Source organism: Lampropedia hyalina DSM 16112 (genome assembly GCF_900129055.1).
In the GTDB taxonomy this organism is placed as follows: Bacteria; Pseudomonadota; Gammaproteobacteria; order Burkholderiales; family Burkholderiaceae_C; genus Lampropedia; species Lampropedia hyalina.
The window spans coordinates 69399-86344 of the sequence record NZ_FQUZ01000002.1 but is presented as its reverse complement, the minus strand read 5'-3'; the positions used below and the strand labels follow the sequence as shown (position 1 = coordinate 86344).

General features: G+C 65.5%; 16 protein-coding genes. 11 read left to right on the top strand and 5 right to left on the bottom strand.

Features of this window, described 5'->3' with window-relative positions; genetic code table 11:
* Positions 1–69: 69 nt before the first annotated feature.
* Entirely contained in the window at positions 70–522 is a 453-nt protein-coding gene (locus BUE21_RS01300; RefSeq protein ID WP_073353738.1) for a MaoC family dehydratase, read from the bottom strand.
* Positions 523–705: 183 nt separating this feature from the next.
* On the bottom strand, positions 706–1323 hold the full coding sequence (locus tag BUE21_RS01295) for a helix-turn-helix domain-containing protein (protein ID WP_073353736.1): 618 nt from the start codon (positions 1321–1323) through the stop codon (positions 706–708).
* Between the two features lie 256 nt (positions 1324–1579).
* Here BUE21_RS01295 and glnT point away from each other — a divergent pair, with 256 nt between their 5' ends.
* The 7 genes from glnT to fghA all read left to right on the top strand — a co-directional run bounded on the left by glnT (position 1580) and on the right by fghA (position 8313).
* Positions 1580–2881 (top strand): type III glutamate--ammonia ligase, encoded by a 1302-nt coding sequence (glnT, locus tag BUE21_RS01290; protein ID WP_407656050.1) that lies wholly within the window; start codon positions 1580–1582, stop codon positions 2879–2881.
* Between the two features lie 14 nt (positions 2882–2895).
* Positions 2896–3804 (top strand): class II glutamine amidotransferase domain-containing protein, encoded by a 909-nt coding sequence (locus tag BUE21_RS01285; RefSeq protein WP_073353735.1) that lies wholly within the window; start codon positions 2896–2898, stop codon positions 3802–3804.
* Complete coding sequence (locus BUE21_RS01280) at positions 3792–4484, top strand: GltB/FmdC/FwdC-like GXGXG domain-containing protein (RefSeq protein WP_073353732.1); 693 nt, start codon at positions 3792–3794, stop codon at positions 4482–4484. The genes BUE21_RS01285 and BUE21_RS01280 overlap by 13 nt, the downstream gene beginning before the upstream one ends.
* Position 4485: 1 nt before the next feature.
* Positions 4486–5817, top strand: a complete 1332-nt coding sequence (locus BUE21_RS01275) for an FMN-binding glutamate synthase family protein (RefSeq protein ID WP_073353729.1) — start codon at positions 4486–4488, stop codon at positions 5815–5817.
* 176 nt (positions 5818–5993) lie between these two features.
* Positions 5994–6320: a metal/formaldehyde-sensitive transcriptional repressor gene (locus BUE21_RS01270; RefSeq protein ID WP_073353726.1), complete on the top strand. Its 327-nt coding sequence runs from the start codon at positions 5994–5996 to the stop codon at positions 6318–6320.
* 32 nt (positions 6321–6352) lie between these two features.
* Complete coding sequence (locus BUE21_RS01265; protein ID WP_073353723.1) at positions 6353–7465, top strand: S-(hydroxymethyl)glutathione dehydrogenase/class III alcohol dehydrogenase; 1113 nt, start codon at positions 6353–6355, stop codon at positions 7463–7465.
* 14 nt (positions 7466–7479) lie between these two features.
* Entirely contained in the window at positions 7480–8313 is an 834-nt protein-coding gene (gene fghA / locus BUE21_RS01260) for an S-formylglutathione hydrolase (RefSeq protein WP_073353721.1), read from the top strand.
* A 22-nt stretch (positions 8314–8335) separates the two neighbouring features.
* Here the strand turns inward: fghA and BUE21_RS01255 are convergent, their stop codons facing one another.
* The 3 genes from BUE21_RS01255 to BUE21_RS01245 are packed head-to-tail and all read right to left on the bottom strand — an operon-like array spanning position 8336 to position 10492.
* Positions 8336–9133 carry a PAS domain-containing protein gene (locus BUE21_RS01255; protein ID WP_084522641.1) on the bottom strand — a complete coding sequence of 266 codons (798 nt, stop codon included), beginning with the start codon at positions 9131–9133 and terminating at the stop codon, positions 8336–8338.
* The gene (locus tag BUE21_RS01250; protein ID WP_073353715.1) at positions 9096–9797 is read right to left on the bottom strand and encodes a response regulator; all 702 of its coding nucleotides are present in this window, start codon (positions 9795–9797) and stop codon (positions 9096–9098) included. The genes BUE21_RS01255 and BUE21_RS01250 overlap by 38 nt, the downstream gene beginning before the upstream one ends.
* Positions 9794–10492 (bottom strand): sensor histidine kinase, encoded by a 699-nt coding sequence (locus BUE21_RS01245; RefSeq protein WP_073353712.1) that lies wholly within the window; start codon positions 10490–10492, stop codon positions 9794–9796. The genes BUE21_RS01250 and BUE21_RS01245 overlap by 4 nt, the downstream gene beginning before the upstream one ends.
* A gap of 278 nt (positions 10493–10770) precedes the next feature.
* On the opposite strand from BUE21_RS01245, the gene BUE21_RS01240 reads away from it, so the two are divergent.
* From BUE21_RS01240 to BUE21_RS01225, 4 genes are read left to right on the top strand one after another with little or no spacing between them, the layout of a single operon-like run.
* On the top strand, positions 10771–12198 hold the full coding sequence (locus BUE21_RS01240) for an NAD(P)-binding domain-containing protein (RefSeq protein WP_084522637.1): 1428 nt from the start codon (positions 10771–10773) through the stop codon (positions 12196–12198).
* A gap of 1 nt (position 12199) precedes the next feature.
* Entirely contained in the window at positions 12200–14539 is a 2340-nt protein-coding gene (locus tag BUE21_RS01235) for a trimethylamine N-oxide demethylase (RefSeq protein WP_073353710.1), read from the top strand.
* A gap of 47 nt (positions 14540–14586) precedes the next feature.
* A complete protein-coding gene (locus tag BUE21_RS01230; RefSeq protein WP_200796671.1) occupies positions 14587–15393 on the top strand; it encodes a TorF family putative porin in 807 nt (268 codons plus the stop codon).
* 42 nt (positions 15394–15435) lie between these two features.
* The gene (locus BUE21_RS01225; protein WP_234971012.1) at positions 15436–16806 is read left to right on the top strand and encodes an ammonium transporter; all 1371 of its coding nucleotides are present in this window, start codon (positions 15436–15438) and stop codon (positions 16804–16806) included.
* Positions 16807–16946: the final 140 nt, after the last annotated feature.

The window sequence follows — 16946 nt, the reverse complement described above, 5'->3', positions numbered from 1 at the left end:
GCCACGATCCGCTTCCAGTTGCGCCCGGCCTGTTCACGCGAAGATCGGCCCATGACTTAGGACAAGTCCTTAGCCCGGCCTGCGCAGGATGACGATCTGCGTGACCATCTGCTGGCAGATGTCGCCATCCTGGTTCAGTGTGTGGCATTCGACGGTGATGATGCCCCGGTCGGGTTTGGAGCGCGAGGGCACGATCTGGCGGATGGTGCTGACCACATGCAGGCGATCATCCGCCCGGGTGGGTCGGGGCCATTGCAGCTCCACGCCTGCCCCGATGATGCCGCCGCTCAGCGGCAGGCTGGCCACCAGCAGCTTCATGGTGATGGCCGCCGTGTGCCATCCGCTGGCCGCCAGCCCCTTGAACAGGCTGTCGCGGGCGGCTTGCGGGTCGAGGTGGAAGGGCTGGGGGTCGAACTGGCGTGCGAAGTCGAATATCTGTTCGGTATCGAGTGCGTGTTCCGCGCTGCGGAAGATGTCGCCCACGGCAAGGTCTTCGAGGTACACGGGGTGGGAGGTGGCCATGCAATGTGCTCCTTGGATTGGATTTCGCGGGGGGCAGGATGCCGCTGCCGCAATGCGGCGGCTGGGGGCGGCAGCCCGGTGCAGGAATCTGCCCGATAGATTCTGCTTGAAATCTATTCAAGGGCGAACGATGTTCCGGCACTTTGCGGGGGCGTTGCATGGGCGGCGGTGCCCGGCAGAGGCTCAATCCGGGCCGGGGCCGTGCTGGTTGTGCGGGTACACGATGATGGACAGGAACTTGATGGGCGTTTGCGTCAGTTCGCCGGGGCCGTGCGGAATCTCGCCATTGAAGCTCAGCGCGTCGCCCGGCTCCAGCACATAGCTTTGCTGGCCGCAGCGGTATTCCAGCACGCCTTCGAGCATGTAGAGGAATTCCGTGCCCGGATGCTGGAAGGTCGGGTAGGTCTGGCTGTCGTCTTCCATCGTGATGAGAAACGGCTCGAAGGATTTGACCGGCCCTTGCCCGTAGGCCAGCAGGTGGTAGGTGTGCCCGCTTTTGGTGCCCCGGCGCACCACTTCCATGCCTGCCCCATTCTTGACATGCTGCGCCGATGCGGTGCTGGTGTCGTATTTGCTGAACAGCACCGACATGGCCACGCCCAGCGCGCGGGCGATGCGCGCCAGCGTGTCCAGCCCGGCCATCGTGCTGCCGGTCTCGATCTTGGACAGCATGCCCCGGCTCAGGCCAGCCAATTCAGCCACTTGCGCAATGGTCAGGCCCTCTTTCAGACGCAGTTCACGGATGACTGCGCCCACCGATTCTTCCAGCCCCGGCTGGTGGATGTCACTGAAATTTTCCATGCGCCTAGTTTAGTGGGATTGGCACGGGGTGCGGCGCGGGTTGTGGGGAACGTTATTTCATTGTAGGCACAAAAGTTGCATAAGAGGAATCGCGATGCCTGTTCCTTCAGGCCGCCTTCCTCCCCACCCCTTTCTTCATGACCGTCAAGGAGCATGTACCGTGAAAACCGATTTGACCCCGCATCTGGTAAGAACGCCGCCAGGTGAGCTGGTGGTTCCTCCCCGCTTCAGCAATGTCGAGGCGGCGCAGGCGTATTTGCAGGCCAGTGGCATTTCGTATGTGCTGGCGCAGTTTGTGGACATTCACGGGGTGGCCAAGGCCAAGTCCGTGCCCGTGTCGCACCTGCCTTCGGTGCTGAAGGCGGGGGCAGGCTTTGCCGGTTTTGCCATCTGGGGCATGGGCATTGAGCCGCACGGCCCCGATTACATGGCGGTGGGCGATCTGCCCACGCTCACCACCGTGCCCTGGCAGCCGGGGCTGGCCCGCATCGTCTGCGATGGCCATGTGGAAGGCAGGCCCTGGGCCTACGACAGCCGCGTCGCGCTCAAGCAGCAGGTGGCCCGGCTGGCCGAGCGCGGCTGGACGCTGTTCAGCGGTCTGGAGCCGGAATTCTCGCTGCTGCGCCGGGGCGAGGATGGCGGCCTGCTGCCCGCCGACCCCAGCGACACGCTGGCCAAGCCCTGCTACGACTACAAGGGGCTGTCGCGCATCCGCGAGTTTCTGGAGCGGCTCTCCAACGGCATGCGTGCGGTGGGCATCGATGTCTATCAGATCGACCACGAAGACGCGAACGGCCAGTTCGAGTTGAACTTCACCTACGCGGACTGCCTGACTTCGGCCGACCACTTCGTGTTCTTCAAGATGGCGGCCAGCGAGATTGCCAACGAACTGGGCTACATCTGCTCGTTCATGCCCAAGCCGTTCTCCAACCGGCCCGGCAATGGCATGCACATGCACCTGTCGATTGGCGATGGCCAGCGCAACCTGTTCGAGGACAAGTCCGACCCGCGCGGGCTGCACCTGTCGGAAATGGCCTATCACTTCCTCGGTGGCCTGCTGGCACACGCTCCCGCGCTGGCGGCCCTGTGCGCACCGTCGGTCAATTCCTACAAGCGGCTGGTGGTGGGGCGTTCGCTCACCGGCGCGACCTGGGCACCGGCCTACATCAGCTATGGCGACAACAACCGCTCCAGCATGATCCGCGTGCCCAAGGGGCGGCTGGAGTTGCGCCTGCCCGATGGTTCCGCCAACCCGTACCTGGCCACCGCCGCCGTGATTGCAGCCGGGCTGGACGGCATCGAACGCCGACTCGATCCGGGTGAGCCGCGCAACGTGAACCTGTACGACTGGAGCGCGCAGCAGTTGAGCGAGGCGGGCATCGGCCTGCTGCCGCAAAGCCTGGTGATCGCGCTCGATGCCCTGGAGGCCGACACGCTGATCTGCGATGCACTCGGCCCGGTGGCCCATGAGTTTCTCCGGCTCAAGCGCATGGAGTGGGTGGAATACCAACGCCATGTCTCGGAGTGGGAAATCAAGCAGTACCTTGAGTTTTATTGAAAGGAAGCAACCCCATGTGTGGAATCGTTGGATTACTCATCAAGAACCCCGCGCTGCGCGAGCAGCTCGGATCGCTTATGGTGCCGATGCTGATCGGCATGACCGAGCGCGGCCCCGATTCGGCCGGGCTGGCCGTGTTCACCGCGCCCTTGCCACAGGGGCGGCGCAAGCTCAGCGTGTTCGCGGGCTATGTGGCTGGCGGTGACCGCTACGACTGGCAGGAGCTGGTCAGCGCGCTCAACCAGGACCTGCACGCCAAGGCACAGGTGGAGGCCAAGGGCAACCACGGCATCCTCTCGTTCGCCATCGAGCCGCAGACCGTGCGCCAGTGGTTGCAGGGCTACCAGCCGCTGCTGAAGGTGTTCTCGGCAGGCCGCAGCATCGACCTGTACAAGGATATCGGCACGCCCGCCGAAGTGGCCGCGCGGTATGGCTTTGCCGACTTCCAGGGCACGCATCTGGTGGGCCACACCCGCATGGCGACCGAATCGGCCGTCACGCCCGACCGCGCCCACCCGTTCACCGCCGGGGAGGACTTCTGCCTGGTACACAACGGTTCGCTCTCCAACCCCTACGCCATCCGCCGCATGCTGGCCCCGCACGGCATCGCGTTCGACACCGACAACGACACCGAGGCCGCCACGCGCTTTCTGGAGTGGCGACTGCGCGAAGGCGACGAACTCAAGGAAGCCCTGCAAAAAGGCTTCGAGGTGCTCGATGGCTTCTACACGTTCCTGATGGGCACGCCCACCGAACTGGCGTTGATCCGTGACCCCTTCGCCTGCAAGCCCGCCGTGGTGGCCGAGAGCGACGACTACGTTGCCATTGCCTCCGAGTTCCGCTCGCTGGCGCACCTGCCGGGTGTGGCCCACGCCCATGTCTTTGAACCCGCTCCCGAGGAGATGTACGTATGGAAAGTCTGATCTTCGATCTGGCAGCCACGCCGCTGCGAGAAATCAACCAGTTCCTGCACCAGGAAGCCCCGGCGCGGTCCGGCTTGCAGGTCACGATCGAGAACCCCAACGGTGCGCACGCCATTGCGGCGGGCCTCAATGCCCCGGTGCAGGTCACCATCGACGGCCATGCCGGCTACTACGCCGCCGGCATGAACCAGCACGCCAGCGTCACCATCACCGGCAGCGCGGGCACGGGCGTGGCCGAAAACATGATGAGCGGCACCGTGCACGTTCAGGGCTTTGCCTCGAATGCCGCAGGAGCCACCGCGCAGGGTGGCCTGCTGGTGATCGACGGCGACGCGGGGCTGCGCTGCGGCATCTCGCTCAAGGGTGCGGACATCGTGGTTGGCGGCTCGGTGGGCAGTTTCTCGGCCTTCATGGCGCAGGCGGGCAACCTCGTCATCCTCGGCAATGCGGGCGAGGCCCTGGGCGATTCGCTCTACGAGGCACGCATCTTCGTGCGTGGCACGGTCGCCAGCCTGGGCGCGGACTGCGAGGAAAAGCCGCTGGGCGAAGCCGAGCGTGCCATCCTGGCCGACCTGCTGCAACGCGCAGGCCACGGCGACCTCGACCCCGCATCGTTCCGTTGCTACGGTTCGGCCCGCACCCTCTACCACTTCCATGTTGATAACGCAGGAGCCTACTGACATGAGCGAATCCAAACACATTCCGCAAACGGCACCGCAGTTCTCTGCCACCTTCGACCCCTATACCCTGTCGGAAATCCGCCGCGCGGCGGCCACCGGCATCTACGACATTCGCGGTGCGGGCACCAAGCGCAAGTTGCCGCATTTCGATGACCTGCTGTTCCTGGGCGCGTCCGTGAGCCGCTATCCGCTCGAAGGCTACCGCGAGAAATGCGGTACCGATGTGGTGCTGGGCACGCGCTTCGCGAAAAAACCCATCCACCTGAAAACGCCCGTCACCATTGCAGGCATGAGCTTTGGCGCATTGTCGGCACAGGCCAAGGAAGCATTGGGGCGCGGGGCCAGCATTGCGGGCACCAGCACCACCACTGGCGACGGCGGCATGACCCCGGAAGAGCGCGGCCAGTCGAAGACCCTGGTTTACCAGTACCTGCCCTCGCGCTACGGCATGAACCCCGACGACCTGCGCAAGGCCGATGCCATCGAAGTCGTCATCGGACAGGGAGCCAAGCCCGGCGGCGGCGGCATGTTGCTGGGCCAGAAAATCAGCCCGCGCGTGGCCAGAATGCGTTGCCTGCCCGAAGGCATCGACCAGCGTTCGGCCTGCCGCCACCCGGACTGGACGGGGCCGGATGACCTGGAAATCAAGATTCTGGAACTGCGCGAAATCACCGACTGGGAAAAGCCCATCTACGTCAAGGTGGGCGCGACACGCCCCTACTACGACGTGGCATTGGCCGTGAAAGCCGGTGCCGATGTGGTCGTGCTCGACGGCATGCAGGGCGGCACGGCGGCGACGCAGGAAGTGTTCATCGAGCACGTCGGCATCCCGATTCTGGCGGCCATCCGCCCGGCCGTGCAGGCCTTGCAGGATTTGGGCATGCACCGCAAGGTGCAGCTCATCGTCTCCGGTGGCATTCGCAACGGTGCCGATGTGGCCAAGGCCCTGGCCCTGGGAGCGGATGCCGTGGCCATCGGCACGGCCGCGCTGGTGGCACTGGGCGACAACGACCCGCACCTCGAAGACGAGTACCGCAAGCTTGGCAGCACCGCCGGTGCCTACGACGACTGGCACGAGGGCCGCGACCCGGCAGGCATCACCACGCAAGACCCGGAACTGGCGAAACGGCTCGACCCCGTGCAGGCCGGGCGGCGACTGGCCAACTACCTGTCGGTGCTGACCATGGAAGCACAGGTCATTGCCCGCGCCTGCGGCAAGTCGCACCTGCACAACCTGGAGCCGGAAGACCTGGTGGCCCTGACGCTGGAATCGGCCGCGATGGCCCAGGTGCCACTGGCCGGAACGGGCTGGATTCCCGGCAAGCCGCTCTGATTGCACCCCAAGCGTGCTCAGAACGTAAACACGCTTTCAGGCCACACAGCCTGCCGGTGCAATCGCACGGCAGGCTGTGCGGTTTTTTGCGCGGCTTTGCGTGGATGAAGTGGGCTGTGTCATGACTTCTGCCATATACTCCCCCAGAGTATCAAGAGGCCCTTGCCACAGTCACCATGCCCCATTCCCCTGAAGAGAAAAAACGAGTCGTGACGCGCTTGCGCCGCATCAAGGGCCAGACCGAGGCTCTGGAGCGGGCGGTGGAGGCTGGCACCGACTGTGGCGAGTTGCTGCAACAGTTGGCCGCATTGCGCGGAGCCACCAATGGCCTGATGGCCGAAGTGCTGGAGAGCCATCTGCGCGAGACTTTTCTGCGCCAGGACTGCCCATCCGGCCCGGCAGACACCGTGCAGGCGGCACCCGCCGCCACTGATGCCACCGCCACCGCCACCGCCACCGAAATCGATACGCTGGTGCGGCTGATTCGCCGCTACCTGACCTGAATCCCTTGCCCTATCACCACAGGAGAAACACCATGAAAACCCGCGCTGCTGTTGCCTTCGAGGCCGGACAACCCCTGCAAATCGTCGAACTTGACCTGGAGCCGCCCCGCAAGGGCGAGGTGCTGGTGAAGATCAGCCATACCGGGGTTTGCCACACCGATGCCTTCACGCTGTCGGGCGACGACCCGGAAGGCATCTTCCCCGCCGTGCTGGGCCACGAAGGTGCAGGCGTGGTGGTGGAAGTGGGCGAGGGCGTGACCTCGCTCAAGCCCGGCGACCATGTGATTCCGCTCTACACCGCCGAATGCGGCGAATGTCTGTTCTGCCAGAGCGGCAAGACCAACCTCTGCGTGTCCGTGCGTGCCACGCAGGGCAAGGGCGTGATGCCCGATGGCACCACGCGCTTTTCCTACAACGGCCAGCCGGTCTATCACTACATGGGCTGCTCCACCTTCAGCGAATACACGGTGGTGGCCGAAGTCTCGCTGGCCAGAATCAACCCCGAAGCCAACCACGAACAGGTCTGCCTGCTGGGCTGTGGCGTGACCACCGGCATCGGCGCGGTACACAACACCGCCAAGGTGCAGGAGGGTGACACGGTGGCGGTGTTCGGTCTGGGCGGCATTGGGCTGGCGGTGATTCAGGGTGCGCGGCAGGCCAAGGCCGGGCGCATCATTGCCATCGACACCAATGCGTCCAAGTTCGAGCTGGCCCGCACCTTTGGGGCAACCGACTGCGTGAATCCCAAGGAACATGACAAGCCCATTCAGCAGGTGATTGTGGAGATGACCGGCTGGGGCGTGGACCACTCCTTCGAGTGCATCGGCAATGTGCAGGTCATGCGGGCCGCGCTGGAGTGCGCGCACCGGGGCTGGGGCCAGTCGGTCATCATCGGGGTGGCGGGTGCGGGGCAGGAAATTTCCACCCGTCCGTTCCAGCTCGTGACGGGCCGCCGCTGGCTGGGTACGGCCTTTGGCGGCGTGAAGGGGCGTTCGCAACTGCCCGGCATGGTGGAACAGGCCATGCGCGGCGAGATCGAACTTGCGCCGTTCGTCACGCACACGCTGCCGCTGGAGCAGATCAACGAAGCCTTCGATCTGATGCACGAGGGCAAGTCCATCCGCAGCGTCATCCACTACGCCTGAAAGGCAGGCCGCACATGGAACGCATCGAACAGCACGCCAGCTTTGGCGGTCGCCAGGAAGTCTGGCAACACGCTTCGGCCACGCTGGGCGTGCCGATGAAACTGGGCGTTTACCTGCCGCCTGCCGCGCTGGCGGGCCAGGCCTGCCCGGTGCTGTACTGGCTCTCGGGCCTGACCTGCACCGAGCAGAACTTCATCACCAAGGCCGGGGCGCAGCAGTACGCGGCGCAGCACGGCATCATCCTCGTCGCACCCGATACCAGCCCGCGCGGCGAGGGCCTGGCCAACGATGCCGCCTACGATCTGGGGCAGGGCGCGGGCTTTTACCTGAATGCCACGCAGTCGCCCTGGGCCGCGCATTTCCGCATGGAAGACTATGTGGTGGAGGAACTGCCCGCGCTGGTGGCCGCGCATTTCCAGACCACCGGGCGGCAGGGCATCTTCGGCCACTCGATGGGCGGCCACGGTGCGCTGACACTGGCCCTGCGGCATCCGGGCCGCTATGCGAGTGTGTCGGCCTTCTCGCCCATCGTCGCTCCCAGCGAAGTGCCGTGGGGCCAGAAAGCCTTCGCCGCCTATCTGGGAGAAGACCGTGCCGCATGGCGGGCGCACGATGCGGTGGCCTTGATTGCCACGGCCACCGAACGTCTGCCGCTGCTGGTGGAGCAGGGCGAGGCCGACGAATTCCTCGCCACCCAGTTGCAGCCCGAACGTCTGCGCGCCGCGTGCGAACAGGCCGGGCATCCGCTGGAGCTGAACCTGCGGCCCGGCTACGACCACAGCTATTACTTCATTGCCAGCTTCATCGGCGCGCACATGGCGCACCATGCCCGGTGGCTGCGATCGTAAACCCCGTTCTTGGGGCGTGTTCTCACGCGGGCGGCTCGAAACGCTCGGTAATCATGCCTTCCACGCCCAGCACTTCGTTGCTGTGCGAGTAGATGCCCTGGCCGATTTCAAACACCTGTTTGATGCGGCCATCGGCACAGGTGATGGCGTACCAGAGCCGGTACGGACGGCGGCGCAGCAGGGCTTCCTGCACGCCGTCCCACACATAGTCCACATCGGGCGGCACGATCAACTGGTTGAAGTGCAGGCGGCCTTCGAGTTCGATGTCCTGGGGCGAGTAGCCGGTGAGCATGCGGCAGCCTTCGCTGACCATTTCCATGCTCCAGTTGCGGTCGTTGCGGCCCCGGTACAGCATGGCCGGAATGCCGTTGAGCAGGCTGAATGCCCCGCGCGAGGCGGCCCGCAACTGCGCTTCGCGGCGGTGGTAGCCGGTGACATCGTGTGCCACCATGCAGACCCATTCCTGATGGCGTTGCAGCGCGATGGAGCACCATGCCACGGCCCCGCCGGGTGGCAACAGGCGCAGGGCGGCCGATTCGTCTGTGGCGGCCCCGGTGTGCGGCAGGGGCACGGCGTGCACGCAGGCCATCAGTTGCGTCATCCAGGCCATGCGGTCTTCGGGGTGGAACAGGCCCATCACATCCTGTCCGGCCAGCACCGAACCCATGAAGCGGCTCCAGGCCGGGTTGCAGGCCACGGCATTGCCGGCCACGTCCATGCACAGGGCCGGGACGGGCAGGGCGGTCATCCACTGCCAGCCTGCATCGGTTGGCCGGGCCGGTTCAGCAGCGGGTGCGGGGGGGGAGGGTTCCTGTGCCATCGTCCATGTCCTTGTCGTTCAGGCCCGCGCTCCGGTACACCCAGACGGCCAGTTCCAGCCGCGAGCGCAGGTTCAGTTTGCTCAGCAGGCTCTTGACATACACCTTGACCGTGCTGTCGCTGATGCCGATGTCGCGGGCAATTTCCTTGTTGCTCAGCCCCTTGGCAATCAGGGCCAGAGTCTGGCCTTCGCGTGGGGTCAGGCTGGCCAGTTGCGCGGCCATGTCGCCCTCGCGCGCGCTGTCGCGGTGGGCCAGCAGGGCCACCATTTCGTCACTCAGGGCCATTTCGCCGTTGCGGCAGCGGCGCAGGTGGGTGAGCAGCAGTTCGGGGTCGGCATCCTTGAGGATGTAGCCCGATACGCCCAGTTGCAGCGCGGCCAGAAACTCGCCGCGCTGCAATTCGGCGGTGAGGATGACGGCTTGCAGCGGCAGTTCCAGTTGTCGCAGTTCGTCGAGCACCTGCAAGCCCGACAGGCCGCCGGGCATGTGCTGGTCGAGCAGGATCAGGTCGGGGTGCAGGCGGGTGGCGAGGTGGATGGCTTCGCGGCCGCTGGAGGCTTCGGCCAGCACCTCGAAGTCTTCGGTGCTGGCCAGCAGTTCGGCGATGCCGCGCCGCATCAGCGGGTGGTCGTCCACCAGAAGAATGCGCACGCGGGCGGTCATGGCACGGTATCCGCCAAGGGCACTTGCAGGTGCACGCAGGTGCCGGGATGGCCTTGACTGCCCCGTGTGCGGGCAGGCTGCACCGACAGCGATGCACCAATCGAATGCGCACGCTCCTGCATGATGAGCAGGCCGTAGTGGCCCCCGCAGGGCTGTGGGCTGGTGGGGGCCATGCCCACGCCGTTGTCGCTGATGGAAACATCGACCTGCTGGCCCTCGGCATCCAGACAGAGCCGGATGCCGACCTGTGCCGCCTGGGAGTGGCGCACGGCATTGGCCAGCGATTCGCGCACGATTTGCAGCACCTGGAGTTCACAGGCGGGCGAGAGTACGCCATCGGGCAGGCGGTTGTCCAGGTCGAACACCATGCTGCTGCGGCAGGAGAACTCCTCGACTGCTCCCTGCAATGCCTCGCGCAGTGACACCTCCAGCAAGGTGGTGCGCACGCCGGTAATCATCTCGCGCACCTGTTTCTGCACGCGGCTGAGCACCAGCCGCATTTCCTCGACCATGGTCTGGGCCTGCGGGTGGGCATCCAGCATTTTTTCCACGCGCAGAGCCTGCAAGGCCAGAAAGCCCAGTTGCTGGGCCACGGAGTCGTGCAGCTCGTGCGACAGGGCTTCGTAGCGCGAGCGCACGGGGGGTGCGGCATCGGGCTGCGAGGGGGTGCCGGGCGTGGGGACAGGGGCGGTCATTGCAGGTGCGGGCGCAGTCGGGGGCGGTGGGTGGAAGGAGTGGCGGCCCATCCCCGCACGGAAACCGCCCGTGGTGGCCGCTTCGGAGCGTGCTCGCCTCTGCCGTGGTCAATGCAAGTTCCGTGCCTTGGCGTGGTGCCGGGTGTTACCCCTTTGGGCTTAGCTCCACCGGGCAATTGAGCGGGCGGCGGCTTGCTTTGATACTGGATTCACCGTCCACGCACCGATTGCCTGATCGGTGAACTTCCCGCTTTGCATTTTCAGAAAGGAACCATCCCATGACCCGTATCGCCATCATCGGCGCAGGCCCCTCCGGCATGGCGCAAATGCGCGCCTTCCAGTCCGAAGCCAGTAACGGCCACGCCATCCCCGAAATCGTCTGTTTCGAGAAGTGTTCCGACTGGGGCGGCCTGTGGAACTACACCTGGCGCACCGGCCTGGACGAACATGGCGAGCCGGTGCATTGCAGCATGTACCGCTACCTGTGGACCAACGGCCCCAAGGAGGGGCTGGAGTTTGCCGATTACACGTTCGACGAGCACTTCGGCAAGGGCATCGGCTCCTACCCGCCGCGTGCCGTGCTGTGGGACTACATGAAGGGCCGTGTGGAAAAGGCCCATGTGCGCCCCTGGGTGCGCTTCAGCACGCCGGTGCGCCAGGTGGTGTTCGACGAGCCGACCGGCCTGTTCACCGTCACCGCCCACGATCTGGAGAACGACCGCATCTATACCGAGACGTTCGATTACGTCGTGGTGGCATCCGGGCATTTCTCCACGCCCCACTCGCCGAACTTCGAGGGCATGGACGGTTTCAATGGCCGCATCCTGCATGCGCACGATTTCCGCGATGCCGTGGAATTCCAGGGCAAGGATGTGCTGCTGGTGGGCAGCAGCTACTCTGCCGAGGACATCGGCTCGCAGTGCTGGAAGTACGGCGCAAAAAGCGTCACCACCTGCTACCGCAGCAAGCCGATGGGGTTCAAGTGGCCGACCAACTGGGAAGAAAAGCCGCTGCTCACGCGGCTGGAGAACCGCACCGTCCACTTTGCCGATGGCAGCAGCAAGGAGATCGATGCCATCATCCTCTGCACCGGCTACATCCACCACCTGCCGTTCCTGCCCGACGATCTGCGCCTGAAGACCCGCAACCGCATGTGGCCGCTGGGCCTGTACAAGGGCGTGGTGTGGGAGCACAACCCCAAGCTGTTCTACCTGGGCATGCAGGATCAGTGGTTCACCTTCAACATGTTCGATGCGCAGGCGTGGTTCGTGCGCGACGTGATCCAGGGCCGCATCGCCCTGCCCAGCCAGGCGGAGATGACCGCCGACAGCCTGCACCTGCGCGCGCTGGAAGAAGCCATTGGCGACGATGCCGACAGCATCCGCTTCCAGGGCGAGTATGTGAAAGACCTGATCGCCCGCACCGATTACCCCAGCTTCGACATCGACGGCGTGGTGGACATCTTCCTCGAATGGAAGAAACACAAGAAGGAAGGCATCATGACCTTCCGCGACCATGCCTACCGCTCGGTGATGACGGGCCGGATGTCACCGCTGCACCACACGCCGTGGAAAGACGCGCTGGACGATTCGCTGGAGGCTTACATGTCCGATGCACCGCTGGAGCGCGTGGCCAACGACAGCCGCTTCAACCCCGACGAAGATTTCGCGCCGCTGGTGCGCCGCGCCATGTCCGGGAGAATCTGACATGCCCGTCGCACCGCACACCACGGCCCCGCGCGAACCGGGCTTGCAGGCCTGGCCCGCCGGAATGGATCGCTGGCAGGTGCCGGGCCGCAGTGCCCGGCTGCTGGCGGTCGCGGCTGGCGAACAGATCGAGCTGATCGATCTGGAAGGCGGCCAGCCCGGCGAACTGCTGTTTTTTGCCACCGACGGCACCTGCCGCACCGATGCGCTGGCAGGCGGTGGCCGTGTCATCGCGGACGTACTGGATGCGCTCGACGCAACCGCCGATGGCGTGATCGAAGCCCGTGCCATGCTGCTGGAGCATGGCATCGCGCTGGCAGGGGCGCAGGCCCTGGCGGTGTTCGGGCCGCAAGGGCTGCCTGGTGCGCAGGTGTGTTTTGATTGTCCGCTCGATGGCTGGGTGCTGCTGGCCGTGCCCGGCCCGCTGATGGCGGTGGACGGGCAGGCCACCACCACACCCATCGAGTTGCGACGGCAGGCACGCCCTGGCGCAGGGGCTGGAGAACGCACTCCACCGCCGCCGCTGGCCCCGCCCTTGCAGGACATCCACATCGACCCCGGCACCGCCCACGCCTACACCGTGCGTGCGGGCGAGTACATCCAGGTCATCGACGTGCAGGGCCGTCAGTGCTCGGACTTCCAGGCATTCTCGCTGGAGGCATTGCGGCAGGGGCGCGAATCCTGCCTCGATGCCACCATCACCCGTACCATGCTGCACCGCGCCTACCCGCAGCCGGGGCTGCCTTCCAAGGCATTCTCGCGCGAGTGCGAGCCGCTGGTGGAACTGGTACAGGACACCTGTGGCCGCCACGATGCCTTCGCCACCGCCTGCCATGCCCGCTACTACGACGATGCGGGCTACCCCGGCCACGTCAATTGCAGCGACAACTTCAACCGCGCACTGGCTCCCTACGGCGTGGCCCCGCGCCTGGCCTGGGAGGCCCTGAACTTCTTCTTCAACACGCGCGTGGATGCCAGCGATGCCATGGTGGTCGATGAGCCGTGGTCGCGCCCCGGTGACTATGTGCTGCTGCGTGCCCTCACCGATCTGGTTTGCGTCAGCTCCTCGTGCCCGGACGACATCGACCCCGCCAATGGCTGGCAGCCCACCGACATCCAGGTGCGCGTCTATGCCGCCACGTCCACCTTTCAGCCCACCTTCGCCATTCGCATGACCCCCGAATCCATTCCCCAACCCACCCGGCAGACGGCCTTCCATGCCCGCACCTCGGCCCTGACGCGCGCCTTTGCCGAATACCGGGGCTTCTGGCTCCCGGCGCAATACGACACCGTGGGCACGCTCCAGGAATACTGGGCCTGCCGCCAGGCCGTGGCCGTCATGGATCTCTCGCCGCTGCGCAAGTTCGAGATCACCGGCCCGGACGCACAGGCCCTGCTGCAATGGTGCCTCACGCGCGACATGCGCAAGCTCGCCATCGGTCAGGTGGTCTATACCGCCATCTGCCACCCGCATGGCGGCGTGCAGGACGATGGCACGGTGCTGCGCCTGGGCGAACACAATTTCCGCCTGGTGTGCGGCGAGGAGGCCACCGGGCTGTGGCTGCGCCAGCAGGCCGCCGAAAAAGGCTATCGCGTCTGGGTGCGCAGTTCCACCGACCAGATGCACAACCTGGCCGTGCAGGGGCCGCGTTCGCGGGAACTGCTCGATGCCATCCTGTGGACGGCCCCGGCGCACACGCCCCTGTCGCAACTGGGCTGGTTCCGCTTCGTGCCCGCACGCATCGGCGGCTTTGCGGGCGTGCCCGTGGTGGTTTCGCGCACCGGCTACACGGGGGAGCTGGGCTACGAAATCTTCTGCCATCCCAGGGACGCGCAGGCCGTCTGGGATGCCGTGTGGGAAGCGGGCCGCCCGCTGGGGCTGCAACCGCTGGGTCTGCACGCGCTGGACATGCTGCGCATCGAGGCCGGGCTGGTCTTTGCCGCGCACGAATTCGACGATGGCACCGATCCGTTCGAGGCAGGCATCGGCTTTACCGTGCCGATCAAAAGCAAGGACGTGGACTTCGTGGGCCGCGAAGCCATGCTGCAACGCCAGGGCCACCCGCGCCAGGTGCTGGCCGGGCTGGCACTCGAGGGCAACGAGGCCGTGCACCACGGCGATGGCGTGTACATCGGCCGCGCCCGCGTGGGCGTGGTCACCAGTGCCTGCTATTCGCCCATCCTGCAACAGAGCATTGCGCTGGCGCGGCTGGAGCCATCGGCTGCGGCCATCGGCACTGCCATCGAGATCGGCACACTCGATGGCCACCAGAAACGCCACCCCGGCCAGGTGGTGCGCTTCGCTCACTACGACCCCGACAAAACGCGCGTGCGTGCCTGAAGCCGACCCACGCCACCCATTCACCCCACCACCCCAGGAGCCTCCACATGCCCCCACTCCCCGGCCACCATCGCCACCGCTGCCATCGTCCCGTCATGGCCGCTGTGTTCGCGCTCTGCACAGGCATCGGCACCGCGCAGGCCCAGACCCAGACCCAGACCCAGAACGCCGCTGATGCGCCACCGGCCTTCACGCTCGACAGCAACCTCGCGCTCACCTCGCAGTATGTGTTTCGCGGCATCAACTATTCGCAGGAAAAACCGGCCATTCAGGGTGGCTTCGATCTGGCGCACACCAGCGGAGCCTATCTGGGCGTGTGGGCCAGCAGCCTCAGCAGCGATGCGATTGCCGGTGCGACCGTGGAACTGGATGTCTATGGCGGATATGCCCGCAATGTCGGTGATGTCGCCTACGACCTGGGCCTGCTGCGCTTTGGCTACCCCGGCGCACGGCTGGCCGGGGAGTCCTACAACACCGTGGAAGCCTATGCCAGCGTCGGCTGGAAATGGCTGACGTTCAAATACTCGCACACCCTCACCGACTACTTCGCCATGAACGCTGCCTCGATGGGCCACGGCGACGACAGCAAGGGTTCTGGCTACATCGAGGCGAATCTGGCCATTGCGCTGGCACAGGGCTGGGCGATTGACCTGCATGCCGGACACCAGCGGGTGCAGGACTACGGTGCCTACGACTTCAGCGATTACAAGGCGCAGGTCAGCAAGGGGTTCGATGGAGGCTGGACGGTGGCACTGGCCGTCACCGGCACGAATGCCGACCGCGCGCTCTACCGCATCGGGCATGTGGACACTTCTGCATCCCGCTGGCTGGTCACACTCAGCCGCCGCTTTTGAGTCTGTCCCCCGGTTCCGGCAAGCCCTCGATAAGGAAAGTTCATGAATACCCGCCAGCGTCTCCAAGTCTCCATGAAGAACGAACCGCCTTGCCTGCCCGGCGGCAAGGCCCATGCCAGTCTCGCACTGCTGCTGGGCATGGTCATCGGCCTGCCCGCGCAGGCCCAGGCCGCGCCTGCGCTGGACAGCGGCGACACCGCCTTTGTCGCCCTCTGTGCCCTGGTCGTGCTGCTGATGATGCTGCCGGGGCTGGCCCTTTTTTATGCCGGGCTGGCCCGCGCGCGCAACGTGCTGTCCATACTGATGCAGGTGTTCACCGTCGTCGCCCTGATGGCCGTGCTGTGGGCATTGTTCGGCTACAGCCTCACCTTCAGTGACGGTGGCCCCTGGCAGGCGGTGCTGGGCGGCTTCGACAAAGTGTTTCTCGCCGGGGTCGGCACCGATTCGATGGTGGGCACCATCCCCGAATACCTGTACATCCTGTTCATGATGATGTTTGCTGCCATCACGCCGCCCATCATCGTCGGCGGGTTTGCCGAACGCATGAAGTTCTCTGCGGTGCTGGTGTTCATGGCGGTCTGGATGGTCATCAACTATATCCCGATGGCCCACATGGCCTGGGGTGGCGGCTGGGTGCTGGGGCTGGAGCCGCAGGACTTTGCCGGGGGCAACGTGGTGCACATCAACGTGGGCATTGCCGCGCTGGTCGGTGCCGCCTTGCTGGGCCGCCGCCAGGGCTGGGGGACTTCGTCGGTATCGCTGGCCCCGCACAACCTGACGATGAGCATGACCGGCGGCTCGCTGCTGTGGGTGGGCTGGCTGGGCTTCTGTGGCGGCTGCGCGCTGGCGGCCAATGGCTTTGCCATGCTCATCATGCTCAACACCATGCTGGCCAGCGCGGCTGGCACGCTGGGCTGGGTGCTGGTGGAGTGGCTGCACCGGGGCAGACCCAGTATGCTGGGGGCAGTTTCCGGTGCGATTGCCGGGCTGGTCGCGATCACTCCGGCCTGTGGTTTTGTCGGGCCGATGGGGGCCATCGTGCTGGGCCTGCTGGCTGGGCCGCTGTGCCTCTGGGCCGTGGAATGGCTCAAGCCCCGCCTCGGACTGGACGATGCCTTCGATGTATTCGGGGTGCATGGCGTGGGCGGCATTTTTGGAGGCCTGTTCACCCCGCTGTTCGCCCTGCCGCTGCTGGGAGGTCAGGGCCTGCCGGAAGGCCGCACCCTGCTGGAGCAATCGGGCGTGAACCTGGCCGCCATGGCATTCAGCATTGTTTACGCTGCCATCACTGCCTGGATTGCGTTCAAGGTGGCCGCTGCCTGCTGCAAGGGTCTGCGCGTGGATGCCGAACACGAACGCGATGGCCTTGACCTGAACTCGCACGGCGAGATTGGCTACCGCGACCTGGGGTGAGAACATCATGCCCTTGGGAAGGTCTGCAAAACTCTTGTGGTAAGCCCGCGCCCGCCAATGGGATGCAGCGCAAGGCGGGTTTTGCAGACCTTCCCTTGCTGACAGGGCAAAAAGGGAGTGCCATATTGGCACTCCCTTTC